Source organism: Bifidobacterium sp. N5G01 (assembly GCF_002742425.1).
Classification (GTDB): domain Bacteria; phylum Actinomycetota; class Actinomycetes; order Actinomycetales; family Bifidobacteriaceae; genus Bifidobacterium; species Bifidobacterium hominis.
Genome location: NZ_NJNP01000003.1, coordinates 17,171 through 41,875, shown reverse-complemented (window position 1 = coordinate 41,875; position 24,705 = coordinate 17,171). Strand labels below are relative to the sequence as shown.

General features: G+C 54.8%; 15 protein-coding genes and 2 pseudogenes. 12 read left to right on the top strand and 5 right to left on the bottom strand.

From position 1 onward, the window contains the following. Positions 1-67 precede the first annotated feature (67 nt). Both CE168_RS05900 and CE168_RS05895 read right to left on the bottom strand, forming a co-directional pair. On the bottom strand, positions 68-2,524 hold the full coding sequence (locus CE168_RS05900; RefSeq protein WP_099571536.1) for an EAL domain-containing protein: 2,457 nt from the start codon (positions 2,522-2,524) through the stop codon (positions 68-70). Between the two features lie 98 nt (positions 2,525-2,622). Beyond that, the gene (locus CE168_RS05895) at positions 2,623-3,936 is read right to left on the bottom strand and encodes a chitinase (RefSeq protein ID WP_099571535.1); all 1,314 of its coding nucleotides are present in this window, start codon (positions 3,934-3,936) and stop codon (positions 2,623-2,625) included. Positions 3,937-4,187: 251 nt separating this feature from the next. Between CE168_RS05895 and CE168_RS05890 the strand changes: the two genes are divergently transcribed. The 6 genes from CE168_RS05890 to CE168_RS05865 all read left to right on the top strand — a co-directional run bounded on the left by CE168_RS05890 (position 4,188) and on the right by CE168_RS05865 (position 12,778). Continuing rightward, entirely contained in the window at positions 4,188-6,437 is a 2,250-nt protein-coding gene (locus CE168_RS05890) for a glycosyltransferase family 2 protein (RefSeq protein ID WP_099571534.1), read from the top strand. Between the two features lie 501 nt (positions 6,438-6,938). After that, positions 6,939-7,961 carry a LacI family DNA-binding transcriptional regulator gene (locus tag CE168_RS05885; protein ID WP_180753724.1) on the top strand — a complete coding sequence of 341 codons (1,023 nt, stop codon included), beginning with the start codon at positions 6,939-6,941 and terminating at the stop codon, positions 7,959-7,961. Positions 7,962-8,209: 248 nt separating this feature from the next. Further along, positions 8,210-9,517, top strand: a complete 1,308-nt coding sequence (locus tag CE168_RS05880; protein WP_099571533.1) for an ABC transporter substrate-binding protein — start codon at positions 8,210-8,212, stop codon at positions 9,515-9,517. 175 nt (positions 9,518-9,692) lie between these two features. After that, positions 9,693-10,631 (top strand): carbohydrate ABC transporter permease, encoded by a 939-nt coding sequence (locus tag CE168_RS05875; RefSeq protein WP_099571532.1) that lies wholly within the window; start codon positions 9,693-9,695, stop codon positions 10,629-10,631. A gap of 68 nt (positions 10,632-10,699) precedes the next feature. Beyond that, positions 10,700-11,578 carry a carbohydrate ABC transporter permease gene (locus CE168_RS05870; protein WP_099571531.1) on the top strand — a complete coding sequence of 293 codons (879 nt, stop codon included), beginning with the start codon at positions 10,700-10,702 and terminating at the stop codon, positions 11,576-11,578. A gap of 69 nt (positions 11,579-11,647) precedes the next feature. After that, complete coding sequence (locus CE168_RS05865; protein WP_099571657.1) at positions 11,648-12,778, top strand: glycoside hydrolase family 172 protein; 1,131 nt, start codon at positions 11,648-11,650, stop codon at positions 12,776-12,778. A 267-nt stretch (positions 12,779-13,045) separates the two neighbouring features. On the opposite strand, the gene CE168_RS05860 is transcribed toward CE168_RS05865, so the two are convergent. Both CE168_RS05860 and CE168_RS05855 read right to left on the bottom strand, forming a co-directional pair. Then, on the bottom strand, positions 13,046-13,867 hold the full coding sequence (locus tag CE168_RS05860) for an alpha/beta hydrolase (RefSeq protein WP_099571530.1): 822 nt from the start codon (positions 13,865-13,867) through the stop codon (positions 13,046-13,048). A gap of 111 nt (positions 13,868-13,978) precedes the next feature. Then, a complete protein-coding gene (locus tag CE168_RS05855; protein ID WP_201797055.1) occupies positions 13,979-15,226 on the bottom strand; it encodes an ATP-binding protein in 1,248 nt (415 codons plus the stop codon). A 3-nt stretch (positions 15,227-15,229) separates the two neighbouring features. Between CE168_RS05855 and CE168_RS05850 the strand changes: the two genes are divergently transcribed. Beyond that, positions 15,230-15,466, top strand: coding sequence for a hypothetical protein (locus CE168_RS05850; RefSeq protein WP_099571528.1), 237 nt, complete (start codon positions 15,230-15,232; stop codon positions 15,464-15,466). Positions 15,467-15,775: 309 nt separating this feature from the next. Here the strand turns inward: CE168_RS05850 and CE168_RS05845 are convergent, their stop codons facing one another. Continuing rightward, positions 15,776-16,867 carry an alpha/beta hydrolase gene (locus tag CE168_RS05845; protein WP_180753734.1) on the bottom strand — a complete coding sequence of 364 codons (1,092 nt, stop codon included), beginning with the start codon at positions 16,865-16,867 and terminating at the stop codon, positions 15,776-15,778. Between the two features lie 401 nt (positions 16,868-17,268). Here CE168_RS05845 and CE168_RS09350 point away from each other — a divergent pair. The 5 genes and pseudogenes from CE168_RS09350 to CE168_RS05825 form a co-directional block, all read left to right on the top strand. Continuing rightward, a pseudogene (locus CE168_RS09350) lies at positions 17,269-18,271 on the top strand (ABC transporter ATP-binding protein); the annotation flags it as partial. Between the two features lie 158 nt (positions 18,272-18,429). Then, a pseudogene (locus tag CE168_RS09345) lies at positions 18,430-19,209 on the top strand (ABC transporter ATP-binding protein); the annotation flags it as partial. A gap of 30 nt (positions 19,210-19,239) precedes the next feature. Further along, complete coding sequence (locus CE168_RS05835; protein WP_099571527.1) at positions 19,240-21,027, top strand: ABC transporter ATP-binding protein; 1,788 nt, start codon at positions 19,240-19,242, stop codon at positions 21,025-21,027. Positions 21,028-21,238: 211 nt separating this feature from the next. Continuing rightward, complete coding sequence (locus tag CE168_RS05830; RefSeq protein WP_099571526.1) at positions 21,239-21,961, top strand: hypothetical protein; 723 nt, start codon at positions 21,239-21,241, stop codon at positions 21,959-21,961. Between the two features lie 228 nt (positions 21,962-22,189). Beyond that, positions 22,190-24,646: a glycoside hydrolase family 36 protein gene (locus CE168_RS05825; RefSeq protein WP_435374776.1), complete on the top strand. Its 2,457-nt coding sequence runs from the start codon at positions 22,190-22,192 to the stop codon at positions 24,644-24,646. Positions 24,647-24,705 lie beyond the last annotated feature (59 nt).

The window sequence follows — 24,705 nt, the reverse complement described above, 5'->3', positions numbered from 1 at the left end:
CATCCTGCCGTATTCCCTCTAAGCGTTTCACGAGATGAAGCAATCGTGCGACAAACGAGACTCCTCTTTACTCAGCTTGCCTCGGGGCGGCTTCGGGCAATGAAGTGCCCATGGTTTCGAGGCGCATGAGGAACTCGTTGGCGCTCATGGCGTTGCTCAACAGCGTGCCCTCGGCGAGCGTGCCTCCGATGGAACGGATGAACTCAACCTGGTCCAGGGACTCCACGCCATCGAACACCACATGGAACGCATCGTTATCGCGCGAAATCTCGAGCGTGCGCTGCATGATCTGCTTTGCGCGAGGCGTACGGAAATCGCGAACCACCGTCTTGTCGAATCGTGCGAAATCCAATGGCAGATGCGCGAACGCGGCAACCTCCGAATACGTGGTGCCAGCATTGGTCAAACCCAACTCGACGTTCGGCAAAGCGGCAAGAGCGGCAACCTCATCATCAACTTCATCATGCACCACATGAATGGCATGCGATCCCAACTGCAGACCGAAACGCAGCTGTGGCTGCTCATGAGTCAACTGCTCCAAGCGCTCGTGGAAGATGGACGCGCCTAATTCCGAACCATTCATGCAAATGTCCACAATATCCAATTCGGGTGCCACCTTGCGGAACGCGGTCATGTCTTTCACGCAGGTTTCCAGCACGTCGAGCGTCAGCTGCACGCTCATGTTGAGACGATGCGCTTCAGCCGTTACGAAATACGGTGCCAGCGTACGGCCCTTCGCGTCATGCACGCGCACAATCGTATCCAGCGAAGTGATACGTTTCGTATTCACATCGAAAATCGGCTGGTAGAGCACGGAAATCGTATTGTCTTCGATCGCATGGCGAAGCACGTCGGAAGCGTTGAAATAGTCTCCCGAACCATTCTGCGCGGCGAGCGTGGACGTCATGCCGTCGACTACGGGCAGATTGGAGCTCTCCGACTCGTAGATGTGCGCGCTCGCATCGGCAAGCAGCACGGCGAACCCGTCCGTCGCGTTCGAGAACGAAATGCTGCTCGACACGTCCACGGAAACCTCGCCTTCTTCGGTATACACCGGCATGACGGCAAGATTGCGCATGCGTGTGGCCAACTCCTCCACACCACTGGTTGACGTCACATCGGTTACGATCATGGCGAATTCCGCGCCGTTCACGCGCGAAAGCGTGGCGTTTTCCGGCAGCAGCTGGCTTAAACGCATGCCCACGGATCGCAGCACGGCATTGCCGATTTTGCGTCCATAATGTTCGTTGACGGTGCGCAAATGCTCCACGCTGAAATACACCACGGCAACCAGATTATGCACATTCTCGGTTTGCAGGCTCTTCAAATGCCCGATGAACGCACGATACGTGAGTGCTCCAGTCAGCGTATCCGTTTCCGATTCGGTGCGCAGCAGCGTCACTTCCTTGTTCACGCGTAACGATTCAGTAAGTATTTCGCCGCAGGTGAGCAATATCGTCTCGTCGGTCGACATGAACGGACGATTCCAAATACTGCGTTCCGTCGCGAGATAATACTGTCGCGAGCCGGTGGAAATAGGCGCGGAATAGCGGTAGGAATACCCTCTTTTATCAAGATTGTTTGCATTGCTGATGAAACAGCGCATGCGGGTGAGACCACGATTAATGCGTCTTACCACGGTCTCTTCCGGAACTTGATTCGGCAACGGCAGCGCGTCACTCACATTCGCTATGCATTTCAACGCACTTCGGGATCGCGCGAGCCGGCTCATCGTATCGACCGTCATCAGCAACAGCGAGCAGGCGATCAGTGCCAGCATGAACACGGAAAGCACGGTGGCAGTATCCGAGCCAATATTGGCGAACTCCAGAATTTCGGGAATCCACACAATCGCCATCAAATCAGCCAAAGCCATGGCAAGAATGTGAGACAGCGAATACTCGTGCATGGCTTTACGAATCGGAATTTGTACAAAAAAGAACGTTACAATATCACAAATCAATCGAATAATCGGCACTGCAGCAGTCATAATCAGTAATGGCAGCAACCAATGCTGAAATTGATAAGGATTAATCGCAGCATTGACGGAATTCTGTCTGATAATAATCGACAGTACGTGAGAAGTATTCGCAAATAATATTTTGATCAGTGGGATTGGCGCAAGTGTGGTTCCGGCGTGAAGAATGCCGATTTTCAGACTGCGTGCGGTGATGATCGACGTGATGATGGTAACGATGATCAGGAACATGGCCACGTTGGGGAAATAGCCGGTTACCAGCAGTATGACGGTCAACGGTGGCAGCACGGTGTGTTCGGCGGCAACGCGATACGACGAACGCTTTTTGTGGTAGATCAGGCACAGCAGAAAACACAGCGACCATATGCAGATGCGCGCAGGGTCTTCCATAAGTTGCTGCACGCCTTCCTGCGCATGGAATGCGATTGCGGCCGCAATGCACAACGCATAGATGATGGCCAGAATGGTGATTCTGGCTGGTTTTCTGATACCGTCTTTTGGCTGGCTGCTGTTGATTGCCTGATGCTTTGATTGCTTCGATGTCATGATTGCCTGATTTCGTTCCCTTGTTTCACGTTGCTTCTTGCTGAAGAAGTGACGTCTGCCTGCCTATGTCTGCTTGTGCTTGCTTGCGTTGCCGCCGGCTACAGCACCGGTCCGATAATGCGCCACGGTGCGTTCGTGCCTTCCTCGGCGCTGTCCGGCTGCTCGTTTTCGTTGTTGCCCAACGATTCGTAGATATCGCCGTTCCAGATCACCTTGTCGCCTTGCTTGTACAATACGTCTGGCTCCCATGTGGGGTAGGCCTGCTGCGAGGAATTCCAACGTGCATTGTCGAAATCGACGAGCGTGCCCGGTGTGCCTCGGAAGCCCGAGCCCAAGGTGGTGGCGAATTCGCCGTTCGTCTGTTTCATGCCGCTGCAGAATGTTTTGAGCGTGTTTGTGTTCGTATAGTTTTCGCCGCATTGCTGGTCGCGATTCAGCGACCACATGCTTAAGTGGCCCAGGCTTGTTTCTAGCGCGAACGTGTTGATTTCGCGCGCATTGTCGAGCGTGAAATACTCGTTTTTGGTGTCGTTCTGGCCGATGAGTACGGTGGCTCCCAGCAGTTCCCAGATCTGATGGTCGCTGAAGAGTTTGCCGCGACTGTACAGCAAGGTTTTGTATTGCGCGTGGGCCGCGTTCAATGAGCTTTTGATCAGGGTGGATTGTGTGATCGACGTGGATGCCACGTTGAAATCCATGGTCATGAGATTCACGGTGGAAAGCGTCACGCCAGCGTCCAGAAACGCATTCACGGTTTGCATTCCTTGCATTGTAAGGCCTTTCGCGTCAGCTGGAAGCGTCAGGCTGATGATCAGATCGTGACTGGTATCGTCTTTTCCTTTATTTTTCGCTTTTTCATTGGCGATGAGTTTTGCCACGGCTTGCGCTCGCCGGGTTGCGGTTTCGCTGTAGCCGTCGAGATTCTTGTTTTCGATATCGAAGTCGAGCGAGGTGATGTGATAGCGGTCGATCACCTGCTGGTATGCGTCGGCAAGCGCGTCGACGTCAGTGCATGCGGCGGCCAGTTCGGTACCGTTCTGGCCTCCGAAGCTGACGGTTACCGTGCGGTCGGTTTTGTAGGTTTGCGCGATACGGCTGTCAAGATCAAGCGTGGAGGCTGCCTCGTCGAGCGTGTAGTAGCCGCCCCAACTGGGCTGGCAGCCGTCGCCGGCGGTGATGAAACCGAGGGACACATTCCGGTAGACGTTGCCTACCTTGGATTCAAACTCGTATGAGGGTGTTGCGGTCACGTCCACATAGCCGCCGAACCAGGGTTCCGGCAATTTCTTAGCCGCCGTTCGCGTGAAGGTGATCCACGACCATGTGCCGGCAGCAACGAGCGCGATGCACAGTATCGCTATGAACAATCGGAGGAAGGAAAATCGCCTTCCCGGAAACAAGGGTTTCATCATTCCCTTTCATCAAGAATCGTCAAGCTACCATGCCGATGGGGGCATCGGGTGGTCGAGCGGGCTATGCCCCGCTTGGCTTCAGTGCGCAGGCGGGTGATTTTACGGGGGATTGGGTATCCCTCTCGTGCGCTGGCTCTCTTATATCTTGCTAACAGTAAGGGAGTGTAGTATGTGGCTGGTACGAAGATTTTAGGCATTGATGTATGTTTTTGCGTCGATGAGGCGGCGCCGGCAATTCAAAGGGGTTTGAGGTGGCAAGAATAGGGGATGCTGAAGGTGGTGATCGCAAACATCAGTGGGGAGCGGAAACCTCCACACAACCGCTTGCGATTATGCATGGCAAGCCTTCGCCGACGCGCGTTGTGCTCGGTTACGTTGCCATCATCTGCACGGTTATTTCATGGCTTATCTACATGATCACGATGATTTTGTCATTGTTCGTCAACAATCCTTCGCTCACGTTACGTTTCGTGGTTGAAGGCGTGCTGTACATGACGATTGTGACCACGCTGATTTTCAGTGCGCTCGTCTATCTGGTCACACGGCAGGGCGCGCTATATCGCTTCATCCGACATGAACGCGTGCCTCGGGCGATGCTCGACGACCATTTCGCACATAACTACAACAAAGGCATCACCGTACTGATCCCATCGTATGTGGAACAGCCGAAAGTTGTCGAAAAAACAATCTGGTCGGCGGCATTGCAGGAATTTCCCGACCTTGCAGTCGTACTCCTAATCGACGATCCTCCGCATCCTAAAAATGATGAGGCGCGAGCGATTCTCAAAGCAAGCCGTGAACTCATGCCGAAAGTATTAGCCGAATTGGCGGCACCTGCGGAACGTTTCACAAAAGCGCGCGACGAAACCGCTGCGGCGTTCGCCGATCAGATGGACGCAAGGCGTAGCGTGGTCGCACGCTGTGCGGAAGACTATCGTGCGGCCGCGCAATGGTTGGAGCATAAGGCCGACACATGGCTGGTCGAAGATCATACCGACGATTTCTTCTGCGATCAGGTATTGCGCGGTCTTGCACGCGACCTGCGTTTGACGGAACAGGCGTTGAACGAATCGATCACATTGCAGCAGCATGTCGACGCGAATCGCATTCTGCAACTGTATGAACGTTTGGTGCGTATCTTCACCGCAAAAGGATGGTCTTTCGAACGCAAACTGTACGCATCGACTTCCCGCGAAGGCAACAAGGCCATGAATCTGAATTCCTTCATCGGATTGATGGGACACTCGCTCAAACGTGTGGAAACTTCCGATGGGGTGATTTTGCGTGACGTGCGTGAGGGCGAATCTCCGGATTTCGTGATGCGCAATTCCGAATATGTGCTGACGTTGGATGCCGATTCCATGCTGCTGCGTGATTACTGCCTGCGTTTGGTGTACCAGATGGAACAGCCGGGCAATGAGCGCGTGGCCGTGATTCAGACTCCGTATTCCTCGTATCGTGGAGCGCCGACGCGAATCGAACGTATTGCGGCCGCCACCACTGACATTCAGCATATGCTGCATCAGGGTATGACGTACTATGATGCCACGTTCTGGGTGGGTGCGAATGCGGTGATCCGCAAGGCCGCGCTTGACGATATTTGCGTGGTCTCGACCGAGGGCACGCGTACGGTGAAAACGTATATTCAGGATCGTACGGTAATCGAAGACACCGAATCCAGTATTGATTTGGGCTATTTCGGCTGGCATTTGGTCAATTATCCGGAGCGGTTGAGCTATAGTGCCACGCCTCCGGATTTCGGCTCGCTGGTGGTGCAGCGGCGGCGTTGGGCGAACGGTGGTCTGCTGATCATCGGCAAATTCTTCCGCATTGTGCATGCGCGGCATCAGCAGGGCAATGATGTGAAGCTGGGCGAGTGGGCGTTGCGCGTGAACTATATGGCGTCCATCGCATGGTCGAGCTTCGGCTTGATGTTCCTGTTGGCGTATCCGTTCGATCAGCGGTTGCTGAGCCCATGGGTGGTGTTCGCTTCGTTGCCGTATTTTGCCACCATGTCGAGCGATTTGAAGCGTAACGGGTATAAGCGTTCTGATATTTTCCGTATTTACGGTTTCAATATCGTGCTGTTGACGGTGAATCTTTCCGGTACGCTCAAGTCGATTCAGCAGGGCATGACGAATACGAAGATTCCGTTCGCGCGTACGCCGAAAGTCAATAATCGTACCGCTTCTCCGGCATTGTATGTGACGATGCCGTGGGTGATCATCATTTACTCGTGCATGGTGCTCTACGCCGATACGCTTTCGCATAATTGGGGCAACGCGGTGTTCGCCGGCTTCAATGCGATCGTGACGTTCTGGGCGCTGACCGCGTATATCGGCATCTGGCATTCCGTGCAAGACATGGTGGTTGGTCTGATTCGCTGGTTCTTCGTACCGATCAAGGAACCGCAGCAGGAAGCGGCCCGCAAGAAGGCCTCCTGGCGTGACGCCCTCTACTTCGGTGACCGTCAAATGATCTACGAGTCCCGCCCCCTGTAGCCTTGAGACTTCTCTAGCCCGTGTGTACGTGTACGGGCGGTGGTTGTAGATGCCTCCATCCTATGCAACTTGCGTTTCCGTCTGCACGTCCTAGTGTTTGGGGAGGATGGCCGCACGTTTTTGGCTTGCTGACCTCACGATTTGGGAAAAAAGGCGGAAAATAAAATCGTAAGGTCGAAACCAAATCGCAATCGTGCGACGGGACTCAAGATTGCAACGGTCGGTACATCAAAATCATGATATGAAGGAACGGGGCCGCAACATCCCGGTGTCCATCATTTCGAGGAATGACGGGTAGGTGTGTCGAAACGTTTGACAAATCTGAATTGCTGGCTTACAATTGGTGAAACGTTTCGACGAAACGATTCGATAAAATACGAGCGTGATTCTGCGGAAGAAATTCCGGAAGGCTCGGCGGATGGCTTTGTTGAACGATGGACGAGAGCTGCGGTACGCATGACGTGTAACGCAAATGACTTGGAGAGCCGAAGGAGGCGGAAGATGGCGGGCATCAAAGATGTGGCTCGGGAGGCGGGGGTGTCAGTCAGCACCGTTTCGTACGTACTTTCCGGCAAGCGTTCCATTTCCGCCAAAACCACCGATAAGGTGATGGCCGCCGTTGAACGACTTGGATATACTCCGGATGCCAGCGCCCGTAAAATGCGCGGCATGCGTAATCATATTTTTGCGCTCAGCGCGCCGATTCGCGGTGATATCAATCAGGCCAAATACAACGCTTACTTTCTGCAGACCGCATGGCAGGCAAAGAACCGTGGCTACGATGTGCTGTTGCTTACCGGCGAGGACGCGGTGGCTGACATTCGGCGCGTGACGCAAAGCAACTTGGTTGATGGCGTGGTGCTGCTCGACATTGAGGAACATGACGAGCGTACCGCCCAGGCTGGCTCATATTCCAAACCCTGTGTGGCCATCGGTTACCCTGCAGAGCATGAAGGCTGTGCCTGTGTCGATATCGATTTTGCCACGGCTGGTCGTATGGCTGTGGATTGCCTGTATTCCAAGGGGCATCGGAGCGCTATGTTTTTGCGTGACAATGAGACCGATTACGATCGCGGTTCGGGCTATGTGCTGCTGTTCCGCAAGGCTTTGCTGGAACGTGCCGAAGAGTTGGGCATGACGATTCATGAATCCTCCAAGCATCGTGACGATCGCTTTGATGCCGCGGAATTCGTGCGTGAGCTTCGTTCTTTGGATGAGCGCCCCACAGCGATTGTCAACCAGGCGAACGCCAATGTGCTGAAGTTGGTATTGCAGCAATTACAGGCTTCGGGATTGCGGGTGCCAGATGATATTTCGGTATTGTCGTGCGGCACGTATTTCGAGGGAGAGCTGATGCCGCAGCCGATTACCGAGATGCCGGTCATGCCGCAGGAATTATGTTCTAAGGCTGTGGATCTGCTGGTCGACGCCATCGATGAGCATCGCGACATCAAGGGATTGGTGGAGCTGTCCGCTCCGGTCATGCATAGTCGAGGTTCCGTTACCAAAGTTGGTGACGTGTGAAAAGAAAACTGTAGGAGTATGTCCGTGAAAGGCGGACGGATTTCCGTATCCATAATCGAAACGATTCGAAAGTAAGTGAAGGCGTTGTAGCCGAAGCGAAGATGGTGATTGCCGAATTGAAAAGCGCCAATCCGCGGCCATCGTCGAAACGTTTCGAAAAAAGGAGGCGACACATATCAATCTTCATAACTGAAAAACAACTTGAGACATAACTCAACAACACAACCACCAATAACAAAGGAGAAACCATGAAGATCACACGAGGCATCGCACTTGCGGCCGCGGCGGCAATGTCGCTGACCACGCTCGCTGCATGCGGCAGCGACACCGCGCAAGACGAGGAAACGCCAGACAGCCTGTCGTTCTGGTATTACGAGGAAGACGACGCTGGCCAGACCCAGGCATGGCGTCGCGCCGCGGAAGCCTTCGAAAAGGAAACGGGTGTCAAAATCAATTTCGAACGCAAGTCGTTCACGCAGATCGCGCAGAACGGCAGCCAATTCCTCAATTCCGATGAGGCGCCGGATCTTATGGAATCCAATCGAGGCAACGGTTCTGCCGGCGTGCTCTCCACCATGGGGCTGCTCACCGATTTGGGTGATTACGTCGATCAATACGGTTGGGACAAGAAGGTGACCGGCGCCAATGCGGCCGTGGCCAAGTATGATGAAAACGGCATCATGGATGGTGACACCTGGTACGGCATGACCAGTTACGCGGAATTCCAGCGCGTCTACTACAACAAGGATCTGTTCGCCAAGTACGGGCTGGAGATTCCGACCACCTATGACGAGTTCGTGGACGTCTGCCAGAAATTCGTGGATGCCGGAGTGACGCCGATCGCCGCCGACGCGCAGGAATACGGCGTGATGTGGCTGTGGTGGCAGCTGGTTTCCAAGGAGGCCGACGCCAAATTCATCGACAACTGGCAGCTCTACAAGGGCGATGTCGACTGGAACTCCAAGATTCTCACCAATTCCGTGAACACCATCAACGACTGGCTCGACAAGGGCTTCATCTCCCGCAACGCCACCGGTATGAAGGCCGAAGACACCACGCAGGCATTCATCAAGGGGGAGTATCCGATCTATCAGACCGGCACTTGGAATCAGGGACGTTTCGTCAAGCAGATCACCACTTTCGATTGGGACGCCGCAGTGATGCCGGAATCGAATTTCGCGATTGGCTGCGCAGGCAATCTGCTGGTGATTCCGGAACGCTCGCACCACAAGAATCTCGCTGCGAAGTTCATTGACTACGTGCTTTCCGACGATGTGCAGAACTACCTCGGCAACGCCGGCGGAATTCCGGTGGCGGGCGACGCCAGCAAGATCAACGACGAGAAGAGCAAGGCCATGATCGAGGAATACGCCTCCTACGCCAATGATGGCAAGCTCAGCTACTACCCGGATTACGCCGCTTCCAACCTTACCGATGCTGTTCCGGCGGAATTCCAGGAACTGGTGAACGGCACCAAGAAGCCAGCCGACGTGCTCAAGGGTATCCACGAGAAGTACGATGTCGGTGTGGAAGACATGGGCGTCAAGACCAACTGATCGTATATCTGATCTCATATCCAATCTCATATCCGACATCGCACGGGATTATTCCGGTTTTGCTCAGTATCAATCATGAATAATCCCGTGCGGTATCGCAAATTACAACTTGCGAACCAATATCGCAATCGTAAATATTCACAGGCAACGCAGCGCAACCAAAGGAAAAGCCAAAATGTCAAAGAAGACCAAAAACGGGGGAGTCTCAATGTCAAGGCTTCCCGGAAACCGTTCCGCAAAATTCGTACCATATCTTGTTCCCGGACTGGCAGGTCTGCTCGTTATCGTCGTTATTCCATTCGTGTGGAACATTTACTTGAGTTTCACTCGATGGCGTGGAGTTGGCCCGGTTAAATTCGTTGGATTGCAGAATTGGAAACGTCTGTTCGCTGATTCCACGTTCTGGATTTCATTCGCTAATTCATTCTGGATTATTGTGGCTATCGTAGTTATTCCTACGATTCTTGGACTATTTATTTCGTCACTGCTGACTGACGTTATTCAGAAGAAATTCGGCGGCAAGACGGCTTCCTTCCTGCGAGCCATGTTCTACCTGCCGCAGTTGCTGCCGGTTGCTGTCGCGGCCATCATCATGGGCTGGATCTTCCGTCCGGAAGATGGCGCGGTGAACGCGCTGCTCGTCAAGCTCGGCCTGGGATCGTTGCAGCATAACTGGCTCGGCAGCCCTGATAGCGCGCTTCCGGTGCTGATGTTCATTCTGGTGTGGATCCAGTTGGGCTATCCGATCGTGATCTTCATGTCCGGTCTGCAGCGCGTGGATCCTGAACTTTACGAGGCGGCCGGTCTTGACGGAGCCAACTGGTGGCAGAAATTCCGTGTGGTCACGCTGCCGTCCATCATTCCCGAACTGCTGGTGGTCATCCTCACCGCCACCATCGGCGCGCTGAAAACCTTCGCACCGGTCTATCTGCTCACCAAAGGCGGGCCGGGAACGGCAACCACCGTGCCATCATACTATTCCTACAATCAATTCTTCCAAGTGCAACAAGTCGGCTACGGCGCGGCCATCTCCACAGCGCTCACCGTGGTCATCATCGTGTTCTCCATCGTGTTCACCATGGTGCAGAAGCACGTCGAAAAGGAACTGGTCTGAACGGTTCAAACCGCAACTGACCCGTAACATGTAAGACTCGCAAGACTTCGAAAGTCGAGGAAACAACCATGACGCAAACCATGACCGCATCGGCAGCGCGGAAAGCATCCAAGAAAACCCAACATGTGCGCTCGACCGGCGACTGGATCACCCTCATCGTGCTCATCGCAGCCGCACTGCTCGTGCTTTTCCCGTTGCTCGTGCTCACCGTCAACGCGTTCAAAACATCCGCCGATTACAATGCCACAGGCCCGCTTTCGCTGCCGAAGCATTTCACCATGGACGGCATCATCTCCTTCTGGACCACCACCAAGTTCCCGCTGAAATTCTGGAACAGCTTGGTTATTTCGCTGGTAGTGGCTGTGGCCGCCGTCGTGCTTTCCGTGCTGAACTCCTTCGCGCTCGGCATCGGCAGGGTCAAAGGCAACACCTGGATTGTGCTCGCCATCATGCTTGCCAATATGATGCCGCAGGAAGCGCTGCTCTACCCGCTGTACACCATGTTCAAGCAGGTCGGACTGTACAACACCAAACTGGCGATTATCATCATCTTCACCATCATTCAAAGTGCGTATGGCACGTATCTGCTGTCATCCGTATACGGCACGTTCCCGCAGGCCATTCTCGAAGCGGCAGCCATTGACGGCGCCTCGCGCTGGCAGATTCTGCGTAAGGTGGTGCTGCCGATTTCCTGGCCGACCATCAGCGTGCTGTTCGTGTTCTTCTTCGTGTGGACGTGGAACGAATACATGATTCCGATGGCATTCCTGATGGGCGACGACGTGCAGACCATTCCGCTGGCGCTCGCCACATTGCAGGGCCAGCGCACGATGGATGCGACCACACTTGCTTCGGCTTCGCTGCTGAGCATTGTGCCGACTATTATTTTCTTCATTATTTTCCAGCGCAAGTTGTCGCAGGGCATTACCGCTGGTGCCGTAAAGTAGCGGGAAAAGGGGTTTCTTATGACTCGAGATAACGATTGGAGCGCTATGCAGCAAAGTTCGTATCATGATATGCAGGTCGATTCGTTGGGTGCGTTCTCCGCGCGCAATCCGCTTGACTCGCTTGCGGTTGCGGCGCCGGGGCGCACGCGGTGTGTGAACGCCGAGAATCCCACGGGCGGCAAGGGCACTGCGGCCACTGCGGCCAGTGCGCTTGGCCCGTCGCGCAAGGGCAGTCCGTGCATTCAAACCGTGAAAGCAGGGGAGAGCGTCACACTGATGGATGTGGACGGTCCGGGCGTGATCCGTCATATTTGGATGACCGTCACCGACCGAACCTCCCCGACCGGCCCGAACGTGCTTCGCAATCTGATTCTGGAATTCTATTGGGATGGCGAGGAAACCCCGTCCGTGCAATGCCCGATCGGCGACTTCTTCTGCTGCGGTCACGCGCAGGCTTGCCGAGTCAATTCGATGCCGGTGGTGGTCGTGCCTAATCGCGGCTTCAACTGCTATTTCTCCATGCCGTTTGAACATGCGCGCATCGTGCTTCGCAACGATCATAATGAAGACGTTCCCGCGTTCTTCTACCAGATCGATTACACCGAATATGACGCGCTTCCGGCAGACACCATGCGTTTCCATGCGCAGTGGCGTCGCGAGCGCGTCACCGAACTGGCTCGCGACTATGTGGTGCTCGATGGCGTGCACGGTCGTGGCGCATATATCGGCACGTATCTGGCGCTCACCGCGTTGGAAAGCCGCTGGTGGGGCGAGGGTGAAGTCAAGATGTACATCGATGGGGACGACCAGTATCCCACGTGGTGCAGCACCGGTGCCGAGGATTATTTCGGTGGCGCGTGGAGTTTTGCCGATTTCGACGAGCATGGGCGTATGCATGAGCAGACGTTCTGTGCGCCGTACGTCGGTTTCCCATTCTATTCGCAGCGTCTCGCCTCGCATCGCGAGAGCGCGTATTGGGATGTGAATACGCCGGTGACCCGCGGATTGTATCGCTGGCACATTCCCGATCCGATTTATTTCGAACATGATTTGCGTGTGGAATGGCAGCAGATCGGTACTGAGGAGGGCGGCAATTTCGAGCGTCAGGACGACGTCGCTTCCGTCGCATACTGGTATCAGCTCGAGCCGCATACTCCGTTCGATCCGATTGGCGATCGTCGCTTCCGTCAGCCCCGCTGAATTGTTGTCTGCACAACCCGCAAAATCGGGCCGATTCAAGAGTTGTGCAGACAACAATCGGCCCATTTATACCCCTGAACTTGCGATTTCCAGTCTTTCCGGTCAGTTCGGGGGCGTTGTGCTGTCTGCACGACTTGCGTTCTGTGCCTGCACAACTCGGGTTTTAACCCAATTTTGTGGGTTGTGCAGACGCGGGGTGTGGGTTGTGCAGACGGGAAATGCGACTTGTGCAGACGGGATTAGATGTCGCAACGCCTGCTGTGCCGATTATCGTGCGAACGTTCTGCGCATCCACGCAACAGCCAGTTGTGTCCAGATCTGCATGCTTGGTTCGATGCCGTTGACGCCCTGCCATGCGGTTTCCGCAGTGCCCAACGACAGTCCGTGACCGCCGTTCGGGAACAGGTGCGCCTCCACACTGACGCCAGCCTTCTTGCAGGCGTCGATCAGCATCAGTGTGTTCTCATATGGCACGACTTCGTCGGGAACGGTGTGCCATACGAACACCGGCGGTGTTTTGGTGTCAATATGGCGTTCGATCGACACGGATTCGAGCGCTTCCGGATCGTTGCGTCGCTCGCCAAGCAGCGAGTCGAAACTGCCGCGATGCGCGAGCGTGCCAGACGTAATTACAGGATAGGCGAGCATCAAACCGTTCGGGCGCACCGCATCCGGGTCATATCCATGTGCCTCAAGCACGTCATCGCTGGTGGACGTGGCGAGATTCGCAGCCAGATGACCACCCGCGGAAAAACCGATTACAGCAATCGCCTCCGGATCAACATGCCATTCAGCGGCATGCTCACGAATCATCTTCATCGCATCGGCAGCTTCCAAAAGCGCAACTGGAAAAACGGAAGGTTTTACCGAATATCGCAACACAAAAGCATTGAAACCGGCCGCGAGGAACTGCATCGCGATCGGCTCCGCTTCGCGATCGGACGTCATTTCGTAACCGCCGCCCGGAATCACGAGAACGGACGGACGTACACGATCGGGAACGATTTCTTCACTGTTGTCAAGGCAATATCCGACGAATTTCGCTGCGCTGCCATCGATGCCAAGAATTTCGTGTTCGAAATATTTCATATATCCATCATAGGTGGAACACGACGCACGTTATGCAGGAACTATTTGGTCCCGCTATTTTTCGTACCTTGTGATCCGTGGATGCAAATTGTGCAGTCGGGAGAGTGTGTCCTACTCGAGCAGCCAGTCGAGAATGTTGCGGTGTTGAATGCCTTGGTAGTCGCCGAGACCGACGGTATCTAGAGTGAGCAGCGTTTTGGGGTGATTGTCGCGCACGGTCTGCAATGGTGCCAGTTCCCGCGCAAGTGTCGACTCGTCAAGCACGGTTTGCGAAACCTGATAGTAGTGCGGGCCGTTGGCGTCGGATGCGACGAAATCGATTTCTCCGCCCCGAAGCTTGCCGACCGAAACGGTGCTGTACCGTCGCAGCAATTCCAAGTAGATCACGTTTTCGATGCGGTGTCCGAGGTCGCCTTGCCTTTTGCCAAGCAGCCAGAATCGAAATCCCATATCGCCCAAATAATATTTGGATTCGCTATGCAGATACGCTTTGCCTTGCAGGTCGTATCTGGTTGCTTCGAAAAGTAGGTAATTACGAACCATTTCTTCGATATACCCGCTGATTGTGGTGGGAGAAATGCGGCGGCCGCTTGCGGCGAGGCCTCCGGACATGCTTTTCAGTGACGCAAGATTACCTACATTGTCGGCGAGGAATGCGGCTACATCGTTGAATGCCCGCATATCCATACGGGGGTTCCGCTGTGCGATGTCCGCTACAAGAATGGTGTTGAACACGCCTCCCAAATAGTCGGCGATGTCCCGATCTTCGGTGAGCTGCGTGACGTAGGGGAGTCCTCCATATGTGAGATACCGGTCGAACAGCGCATTGTCATTTGCTGTTGATTGCAATGCATTTCGGTATTCCGAGAAAGACAGTGGCAGCATCTTAAGTTCGACATATCGTCCGGTGAGGAGTGTTGCCAATTCGCTGGAAAGCAGATTTGCATTCGATCCGGTGATATACAAATCGACGTCATCACGCACGTACAGTCCGTCCGCAGCTTTTTCGAAATGTTCGACGTGCTGTACTTCGTCGAGAAAAACATAGTTGGTGCAGTTCGGCTGCAGTCTCTCAACGATGTAATCGTATAAAGACTGGTAATCGGTTGGATAGTGTGCGTCGAGAGATTCGAAATTAATGGAGATGATACGGCTTTCTGCAATGCCTTCCGCAACCAGCGAACGGCGGAAAAGCTCTAAAACCATGGATTTTCCGCAACGTCGCAGACCGGTGATCACCTTGATGACATCCCGGTCTTTCCACCGTTGAAGCCAATCGGTGTACTGCGGTCGCTCGATAAGCTCACTGGTGACCATGTGGAACCTCTGCCCTGTTGAAATGATGTTGATGTTATCCATGATATGTCGAAAACGTCCAGTGAAATGGATGATTTTGCGATTTTTGCAGAATTGTCCATTTTACTGGATGATTTTGTGGAAAATACAGAATCGTCTAGTGAAATGGATGATTTTGCAGAGTGGGTGAGTGATATGGACGTGCGATTGGGCAAATCGGAAATAATGTTGCAATCATTCGACGGAATTCACGAATGTGTATGTTCCGCTTACATGTCCGATACATTTTTCCCAGCGAATTGACAGGAACACGCATCATTCCTCTAAGACTTGGGCGCTTATATAGAACATGTCAGCGGTTATGACGGCTGGCGAGGTTCCTGAAGAACCCCATAACTGAACCCTTCTTCTCTCTTCTCTCTCAGCCGGCGGCCCTTCTTCCGCCGGCTTTCTTTTTCTGAACAGGATTCATGCGATTTGCGATTGATGCCGTTCTGAATGTGTAAAAAGAAACGGCCGACCGCGCTTATTGGCATATGGTCGACCGTTGCGATGTTTGTGATTATGCAGTGGTTGTGTGTGGTTGTGCGGTTGTGTGCTGGCGTTCGTGAGTTAGCAGCGTTCGTACGAGAATCTGCGCAGACGTTCGAAGCATTCCACGCTTTCCTCAAGCCATGGCATGCCGATCACGAATACATGGCCGAGTGTCTCGTGGCGGCGTGGCTTCGGGTCGAACAGTTCGAAATCGGCTCCCTTGCGTGCCAGTGCGGTGGCGAGCGCCAGATTATCGGCCTCAAGGAAATCGTCGCCACAGGTCACGATGAACAGTGGCGGCAGGTCGACGTTGAACGCCAGGCCTTCGGCGGTGAGGAACTTCGGGTCGGCGGCTTCGATGCCGTCGAAGAATTCGACGCCCAGCATCTGTTCGAGGCCGGTGCGGCGGTTCGGATCGTAGCCAACGGTCAACTTGCTGCCCATGGTTTCCAATGATGCGGAACTGTACGCGCCGCACACGGGAGCCGCGCCTGCGAATCCAATGCCGGAAGGCTCGTCAATGCCGAATGCGGCCGCAGCCTCGGCGTTGTTCTCAATCGCCAGCGTCAGCATGGTCAATGCGCCGCCAGCTGAATCGCCGGTGAGGAACACGGCGTTCGAGTCGACCGGATAATCCGCCAAATGTGCCTTGATCCAGCGCAATGCCGCTTGAACATCCGCCAACTGACCCTTTAGATCGGTCTGTGGGGCCGGGCGGTAATTCAGTGAGAACACGGCGAAGCCCGTTTCGGCCAGATGCACGTTGAAATTGCGGTTCAATTCCTTGTATCCATAGGTGAAACCGCCGCCATGTATATCGATGTACACCGGCAGTGTATGCCCGCAACGTAGCACCGCGTCATGTGGCAGATACAGGTCGAGCAAATGCCCCCTGCACTGCCCGGCTTCCGCATCGTAGCCGCCGTCGGGAAGGTAAGGAATATCGTCGATTACGTCGATGCTTTCCGGTGTGTGCCACAGTTCGGAACGCGGGGTGTCAACCGCGATTGCACTGAAACGCATGTCGAGAATGCCTTGAAGTCGCGCTTCGGAAAGTCCTGCAAGATCGACGGTGGTTTCCGTCCAACGTTCCGCATGCTTGATCATCTCGTCGGTAAGACCATATTTTTCCGCATATTGCGCGATGATCGCCTGTTCATCCGCCATCATTGCCGTCCTTTCGTGATTTTTCATACGATTGCGGTCGTTGCCGTCGTCGGAATGCCGCACTTCGATATATCGTACCGGTTCGATACGGAAAGCGCTACCGCAATCATCCATATTTCATTGCGCTCACAGTGAATTTATGTAATGGCGCATGCGTTGATTTTACTGCGATTTCGACACGCCGAAATCGCCCACGTTGCGTCGAAAAACGATTCGCATAGAATAAGTCGCGTTTGCGAATCCGAACAGGGGTTTCGACCGATAGAGAGACGGCAACGGGACGCTCGACAAACGACGGACGTGAATCGTAACGGCAACGAATGGCCGTAAAAGCAACGAACAAACGCAACAACAGCCCACGAAAACCCAAATACCCCAGCAAACAATCTGAAGGAACGCCACGTATGTACGTCGATCCGAATCGAAATACAGAAGCAGGCAACCTCAAATGGATCCTGCCATACTGCAAACCTGACCTGCCGCGAGTGGCCGGTGCGATAGTGCTGTTCTGCGTCAACAACACCATGGCGCTCATCATTCCGATATTGTCAGGCATCATTGTGGACCGTGTGATCGTGCAAGGACACGTCGACGAACTGACACGATTGTGCATCATGATGATCGTGTTCACCATCGTGCGCGTCACCTCGCGCTACGGCTACCAAATGTGGATGGAACGTTTCGGACAGAACTCCGTATTTCGTCTCGTCAGCGACGAATACGAGAAACTGCACGAACTTGACTTCACGTATTTCAACCACACGCGCACCGGCGACATCATGAGCCGCATGACCTCCGACACCGACGCCATCCGCCACGCGTTGAGCTGGGTGAGCTACCAGGTGCTCGACTGCGTGGTCATGTTCGTCGGCGCGCTCGCCATGATGTTCACCATCGACTGGCGTCTCGCGCTCGCGCTCGCATGCGTCACGCCGTTCATTTTCATTCTTACGCGCGGACTTTCCACGCACGCAAGGCCGCTGTTCTTCGCCATCCGCAACTCGCTCGCCGAAATGAATTCGATGGTCGAAGAAAACATCGAAGGCAACCGTGTGATCAAAGCGTTCGTACGCGAACCGTACGAAACCGAAAAATTCGACGAACGCAACGACGATTACATGCAACGCAACATGGCTCAGGCCTACAACAGCCGCAAATACATGCCGTGGCTTGACGGATTGGGATTCTCGCTGCAGCTGATCACGCTCGGCCTCGGCGGATTCCTGGTGATCACCGGGCGCATGACGCTTGGCGATCTCGTGGCGTTCAATTCCTACCTGTGGATGATCGACGGGCCGGTGCGCCAATCCGGATGGCTGATCAACGACTGGCAGCGTTTCAACGCATCCTGCATCAAAATCCGCAAACTGCTCACCTCTCAGTCGCACATCACGGAAAAGCCGGGAGTCGGCGCAAAAGCGAATACCGCGACTACGAATGCGAACAACGCCAACAATGCCAACGGTGCAAACGATGCAACTGGCAACATCTCGCAATCGCAGGCGACGTTTACAACGTCGGCGACACAAGCGGCGCAGACAACACAGGTAACGACTAACGCGACCCGCATCGCCGGCAGCATCGACTTCCAGCATGTCAGCTTCGCCTTCCCCGACGAACCGAACACCCCCGTGCTTGAAGACGTGGACTTCCATGTTCCGGCAGGCGCCAAACTCGGCATTCTCGGCGAAACGGGCGCGGGCAAATCCACCCTCGTCAACCTTATCTCCCGCTTCTACGACCCCACCGAAGGCCATGTGCTCATCGACGGCGTCGACGCGCGAGACTGGCCGCTTGCCGCACTGCGCTCGCAAGTCTGCGTCGTCGCGCAAGACACGTTCCTGTTCTCCGACACCATTGGCGGCAACATCAGCTTCGGTATGGGCGAACAGCGCGAATACGACGAACAGTACATTCGCCGCATGGCCACCATCGCCGGTGCGGACGGCTTCATCCGCAGCATGCCGGAAGGTTACGATACCGTGGTCGGAGAGCGTGGCGTCGGCCTTTCCGGCGGCCAAAAACAGCGCCTGAGCCTCGCACGCGCGCTCGCCGACAATCCGTCGATCCTCATCATGGACGATACGACCAGCGCCGTCGACATGGAAACGGAAGCGGAAATCCAGCGCCATCTGCGCGAACTGGACGAACAGAAAACCATCGTCACCATCGCACATCGTATTTCATCGGTGAAAGATTCCGATCTGATCCTCGTGCTTGAGCATGGCCGCATTGTGGAGCGCGGCACGCATGACGAACTGGTGGCCGCGCACGGCCGATATTGGGAGATCTACTACAAGCAGCTCGGCTTGCAGGCGGGTCGTTCCCATGGTTTCGAAGCGTGACGCAGCTAAGGCAAGAAAGGAGGAAAACCCATGGCAAAACGTAATACATTCCGTGAAGACGAAGAGCTGGAAGAGCATATTAATCTGCACGATATTCTGCGTATCGGCGTCTATTTAAAACCATATATGTCGCGTATCGCACGCATTCTCGTCGTCGTCGTAATGATGAGCTGCATTGCGGTAGTTGTACCATATTTGACGAAAATCATGATCGATAGTGCGATTCCGTCGAAAAATTTCACCTTACTTGGTGAATTAACGGGATTGATGGCCGTGCTTATTGTGATTTATGAGTTTGGATTGCGCTATCGTACCGTTGAAATTACTCGAGTTGGTCAGCTCATGTTGAAAGATATGCGTCGCGATATTTTCACGCATATTCAAACGCTGCCGTTCAGCTATTTCGATTCGCGTCCGCACGGCAAAATCCTGATTCGCGTGGTCAATTATGTGAACACTCTTTCCGACACGTTGAGTTCCGGTTTGATCAATGTGATTTCCGACGTGTTCACGTTCCTGATCACCTTGGTGGTCATGTTTGTGGTCGATTGGCGGCTCGCACTGTTCAGCTTGGTGCTTTTTCCGTTCCTGATCGCGTGGGTGCTGACATTGCAACATTTTCAGCGTCGCGCGTACCAGGTGCTGTCGAACAAGCAGAGCAATCTCAACGCGTTCATCCACGAGTCGATTGCCGGCGTGAAAACCACGCAGACCTTCGCTCAGGAGGCTGCACAGTTCAAAACCTTCCAGGAGCAGCAGAACGACGTGCGCACTTCGTGGATGAAGGCCGTGCACATCCAGTTCCTCATGTGGCCGGGCATTCAGACCATTTCCGTCATGACGATCGCGTTCATCTACTATGTGGGCGTTACGGGCTTCGGCGCGGTGAACGTTTCCACCGGCGTGCTGATCGCGTTCGTCGGGTATGCGAACAATTTCTGGAATCCGGTGATCAGCATCGGCAATTTCTACAATCAGCTGATCACCTGTTCCGCATATTTGGAGCGTATTTTCGAAACGCTTGACGTGCAGCCGGAGATTCGTAACGCGCCTGACGCGACTGAACTGCCGCAAATCGAAGGTCGCGTCGATTTCAACGATGTGGTTTTCCGTTACGAGCCTGACGGTCGTAATATTCTCAATCTGGTCGATCTGCATGTTGAACCAGGCAGTACTGTTGCGTTGGTCGGCCCGACCGGTGCCGGCAAAACCACGATCATCAACCTGCTGTCGCGTTTTTACGACGTTGCAGAAGGATCGGTGACGATTGACGGGCATGACGTGCGTTCGGTCACGTTGGAATCGTTGCGTCGGCAGATGGGCGTCATGCTGCAGGATACGTTCATTTTCTCCGGCAATGTGCGCGAGAACATTCGCTACGGCAAGTTGGATGCGACCGATGCCGAGATCGAAGCGGCCGCGAAGGCGGTGCATGCGCACGAGTTCATCATGGATTTGCCGAATGGATATGACACGGTGGTGGAGGAGCGTGGTTCCACGCTTTCCGCAGGTCAGCGCCAGTTGATCGCGTTTGCCCGCGTGCTGCTGGCCGATCCGCGTATTCTGATTCTCGACGAGGCCACGTCGAATATCGATACGCGTACCGAAGAGGCGCTTCAGGCCGGATTGAACCACCTGCTGAAGGGACGTACGAGCTTCATCATCGCGCACCGACTGTCCACCATCGAGAACGCGGACATGATCTGCTACATCGATCATGGGCAGATCATGGAGCAAGGCAACCATGCCGAGCTGCTTGCCAAGCGTGGTGCCTATTATCGCCTCTACGACTCCCAATACGCCATGATCAAGGTCTAAATGGGCTGATTAGGGCTTGGACTGATTGGCTTGAAAGGCTGATTGGCTTGAAATCAGCCTTCCTGCTAGCCGCTTGTCGTTTTTCGGCCGGCGGCTAGCCGCAAATTATCAGGTACGAGGCGGAAGATAGGGAAGTGAGAAAGCAACGCATGTTGCTGCGCACGAAGATGACGCGTGAATGCGTCGATGAAACAACGCGGGAAGGTTTGGCATGGCAGTAGAGAAGCCAGTTCTCACCCAGGAGCAGCAAGATGCGGTCGCAGCGCTCGCATCCACCAACGTGTATGCGAAGCAATCGAAATTCAAAACCTTCCGCGAGCTGCCGCCGAAAGACAGGTGGCCGTACTTCAAGCAGAACTTTCTGACCGATGTGCTGATCATTATCGCAGTGGTCGGCTTGGTACTTGCTTTCGTCATCTCGTATGTGACCAAAGGTCCCGAGGCCAAGCTGAGTCTTGAAGGCGTCGATATGGCGGAATATTCCGAACAGATTGATGCGTTGGGCGCTGATTTTGTGAAGACGCAAGGTATTGAAGACGAGCGTCTCGTGCGGACGGATGCCTCCATTGCGATTGGCGAGAATGCCGCGCAAGATGGTTCCGCATCGTTAACGGCTCGCGTTTCGGCAGGTCAGATCAACATGATTGTTGCCGAAACCGATATTTTCGCCGAAGTCAATGATCGCGGCGACATCACCAAACCCGCGGAAGTGATGAGTGCCGCCGATCTTGAGCAGGTCAAGGATGCGCTGGTCGACGCCAAAGGCAATCCGGTTTCCGATGTGAACGACGCTGTCGGATTCGACTTGTCCCATTCGAAAACATGGATCTCTACGCATGGACTGCCGAAAAAGGGGGTTATTCTTGGATTCAGCAACGTTTCGGAATCCAAGGATATGCCAATCCAATTCGTGAAATATCTGCAATTTGATTAGTTTGATTGCATCGAGCGATATTCGTACGATTCGCGGAATGCGCATGCGATTCGTGCGATGATTGCACCTTTGCTTTGCCGAAATGCATTTGCCGAAATCCTGTTGCTGAACGTTTCCTGAATACCTGTAGACACGCATGCACGCTATGCCCTGTTTTCCGCCTAAGCTAGTGGAGGTACGTCAAACGATACACGTTAATAAACAGGCGGTATCCGAAGCGCGAAGGAGATGGCAATGGCAGCCAGCATGTTGAACCCCCTACTTCCTCGTCAGGATGGACGTCTCGAATGGGGTAACGGTGTGGTGTCCATGCTGTTCGACATTGCAGGGGATTCTCCCGTCCGCCTATGCAACGTTGTAGGACGAGGCATGATCCCCATTGACGGTCGCCTGTCCGACGATGGAAAGCCTGTAGTGGAAAAGGATCCCCGCCCGATCGTGGAAGTGCTCGCCGCGAACACCGGTTCGCAAGACAACCGTCTCGCATTGATTGCCACGGTCGCCGGCAGCAAGCTACGCTTCGTTTCCGCGCTCGCGTCCGAGCCCGGGCAGGGTTCCGACGATCCGTTCCGTTTGGAGATCACGCAGTTCGCGTCGTATGCCGATCTTGAGCCGAAAGGCCGCGAATTCGAGCCGACCGCCAGTGGGCGCGATGCGGCTGCCTCTGCTGTGAATCCCACACCCGTAACGGTTTGTGCCGACCCGCATGAGGGCCTGGTGGTCACCTCCGTGTTCGAAGCGTTTTCTAATCTTTCCGCGGTGCGCACGTACACGCGTCTGCAGTCCGCCAAACAACTGCCGATTGAAGCGGTGTCGTCGCTGAACCTGACCGTTCCCATGCGCGTCAACTGCGGCAAAATCCATCGTTCGAATATTTTCTGGGGTGACGCCGCCTGGGCCGTGGAAAACGATTGGCGCGTCCGCCCGCTGCGAGACACCCAGGTGCGTAACCGCAACCAGAAAATCAATCCAGGCCAGTCCAGCTCGAGATTCGCCATGAGCTCCACTTCCACATGGAGTACGGGCGTGCATGAACCGGCCGGTATCGTACAGGTCGAGGGTTCTATGCGCCGTGCCCGCGACTTCTCCGTAATGTGGCAGATCGAGCACAATGGCCCGTGGGAGTGGGAGGTCGGTGAGGATGATCCCGGTCTGCACATCAGTGCATTCGGCCCGGAATATCAGGATCACGGCTGGTTCACCAATCTCGGTGAAGGCAACGATTTCGAGTCGGTTCCCGTGTCGTTTGCCATTGCCGCAGGCGATTGGCAGCAGGCCGTCGCCGAAATGACGTTGCAGCGTCGCGCATTACGCATTGCCAAAGCCCGCGAACTGGGCCGCATCAAGCAGTTCGAGCGTACGCAGGGTCTTGTGATCTACAACGATTACATGAATACGCTGTTTGGCGATCCTCGTATTGAGAAGGAGCTGCCGCTGATCGAAGGCGCGGCAAGCGTTGGCGCGGATATTTTCTGCATCGACGCCGGCTGGTACGACAGCACCGACGGCGGCTGGTGGGACATGGTCGGCGAATGGCAGGCCTCCACCAACCGTTTCGGCGACACCGGTTTGCGTGGTCTTGCCGAAAACATCCGTGCGCACGGCATGGGCTTGGGCCTGTGGCTCGAACCTGAAGTGATCGGCGTGAAATCGCCGCTGGCAAGCACGCTGCCGGATTCCGCGTTCTTTCAACGCCATGGCGTGCGTGTGTGTGATTCGGGTCGTTATTTGCTTGATTTCCGTTCCCCCGAAGCACGCAAGCATGTTACACGTACCGTTGATCGTCTAATCGACGATTTCGGCGCGGTGTTCTTCAAGTTCGACTACAACACCACTCCCGGCGTCGGCACTGATTTGAATGCCGAATCCGTTGGCGACGGCTTGCTTGGGCATTGCCGTGCGTATTTGGATTGGCTTGACGATCTGCGTCGCCGTCATCCGGATGTGATGATTGAAAACTGCGGTTCCGGCGCCATGCGCGCCGATTACGCGCAGTTGTCTCGCTTGGATCTGCAGTCCACTTCCGACCAGTGCGATCCGCTGATTTATGCGGCCATCGCGGCAGGCGCGGGCATGATGATCCTGCCGGAACAGCAGGGAAACTGGGGCTACGCCCAGCAGGAGATGGACGATGAGACGGCCGTCTTCACGCTTGCCACGGGCGTGCTCGGCAGACTGTATCTGTCTGGTTTCATCGATCGCATGACTGAACCGCGTCTTTCGCTCGTTCGAGATGCCGTCGCCTTACATCGTTGCGTGCTTGCCGACCAGCAGCATATGGTGCCGTTCTGGCCGTCGGGACTTCCCGATTTCGATGGCGATTGGCTCGCCGTCGGGTTGCGCCATGTCGAAGCGGATGCGCGCGACCGGTACGTGCGCGGCGAAGACGCTTGGAATGAGCGGAATGCCGATCAGAACGATCAGCAGAATGGTCAGCGGTCTCAGTCGGAAGATAAGCCTGATTACGTCATCGTATGGCGTCGCGGCGGCACCCCCTCGGTGAACATGCCGCTGGAAGCCGGCAAAACCATCGAACAGGTTTTCCCGAATCCTGCCGAACCGGATCATGCGCCGGATGCCGAGCCGTGGACCATCGAACGCATGGATCCGGAAACGGTCCGTCTGAACGCAACCACGTCCAAGCGTCCCTCCGCCCGAATCTTCGCGATTCGCCGCCGCGGTTGATCGGGGCTGAGCCAACCAATCGCTAAAATGGCGTATTTTCCAGCTATCGTGCGTTCCGC

Coding starts and splice junctions, on each gene's coding strand:
- CE168_RS05900 (WP_099571536.1), bottom strand. CDS start 2,524: ATGACATCGAAGCAATCAAAGCATCAGGCAATCAACAGCAGCCAGCCA.
- CE168_RS05895 (WP_099571535.1), bottom strand. CDS start 3,936: ATGATGAAACCCTTGTTTCCGGGAAGGCGATTTTCCTTCCTCCGATTG.
- CE168_RS05885 (WP_180753724.1), top strand. CDS start 6,939: ATGGCGGGCATCAAAGATGTGGCTCGGGAGGCGGGGGTGTCAGTCAGC.
- CE168_RS05880 (WP_099571533.1), top strand. CDS start 8,210: ATGAAGATCACACGAGGCATCGCACTTGCGGCCGCGGCGGCAATGTCG.
- CE168_RS05875 (WP_099571532.1), top strand. CDS start 9,693: ATGTCAAAGAAGACCAAAAACGGGGGAGTCTCAATGTCAAGGCTTCCC.
- CE168_RS05870 (WP_099571531.1), top strand. CDS start 10,700: ATGACGCAAACCATGACCGCATCGGCAGCGCGGAAAGCATCCAAGAAA.
- CE168_RS05865 (WP_099571657.1), top strand. CDS start 11,648: ATGCAGGTCGATTCGTTGGGTGCGTTCTCCGCGCGCAATCCGCTTGAC.
- CE168_RS05860 (WP_099571530.1), bottom strand. CDS start 13,867: ATGAAATATTTCGAACACGAAATTCTTGGCATCGATGGCAGCGCAGCG.
- CE168_RS05855 (WP_201797055.1), bottom strand. CDS start 15,226: ATGGATAACATCAACATCATTTCAACAGGGCAGAGGTTCCACATGGTC.
- CE168_RS05850 (WP_099571528.1), top strand. CDS start 15,230: ATGTCGAAAACGTCCAGTGAAATGGATGATTTTGCGATTTTTGCAGAA.
- CE168_RS05845 (WP_180753734.1), bottom strand. CDS start 16,867: ATGATGGCGGATGAACAGGCGATCATCGCGCAATATGCGGAAAAATAT.
- CE168_RS05835 (WP_099571527.1), top strand. CDS start 19,240: ATGGCAAAACGTAATACATTCCGTGAAGACGAAGAGCTGGAAGAGCAT.
- CE168_RS05830 (WP_099571526.1), top strand. CDS start 21,239: ATGGCAGTAGAGAAGCCAGTTCTCACCCAGGAGCAGCAAGATGCGGTC.
- CE168_RS05825 (WP_435374776.1), top strand. CDS start 22,190: ATGGCAATGGCAGCCAGCATGTTGAACCCCCTACTTCCTCGTCAGGAT.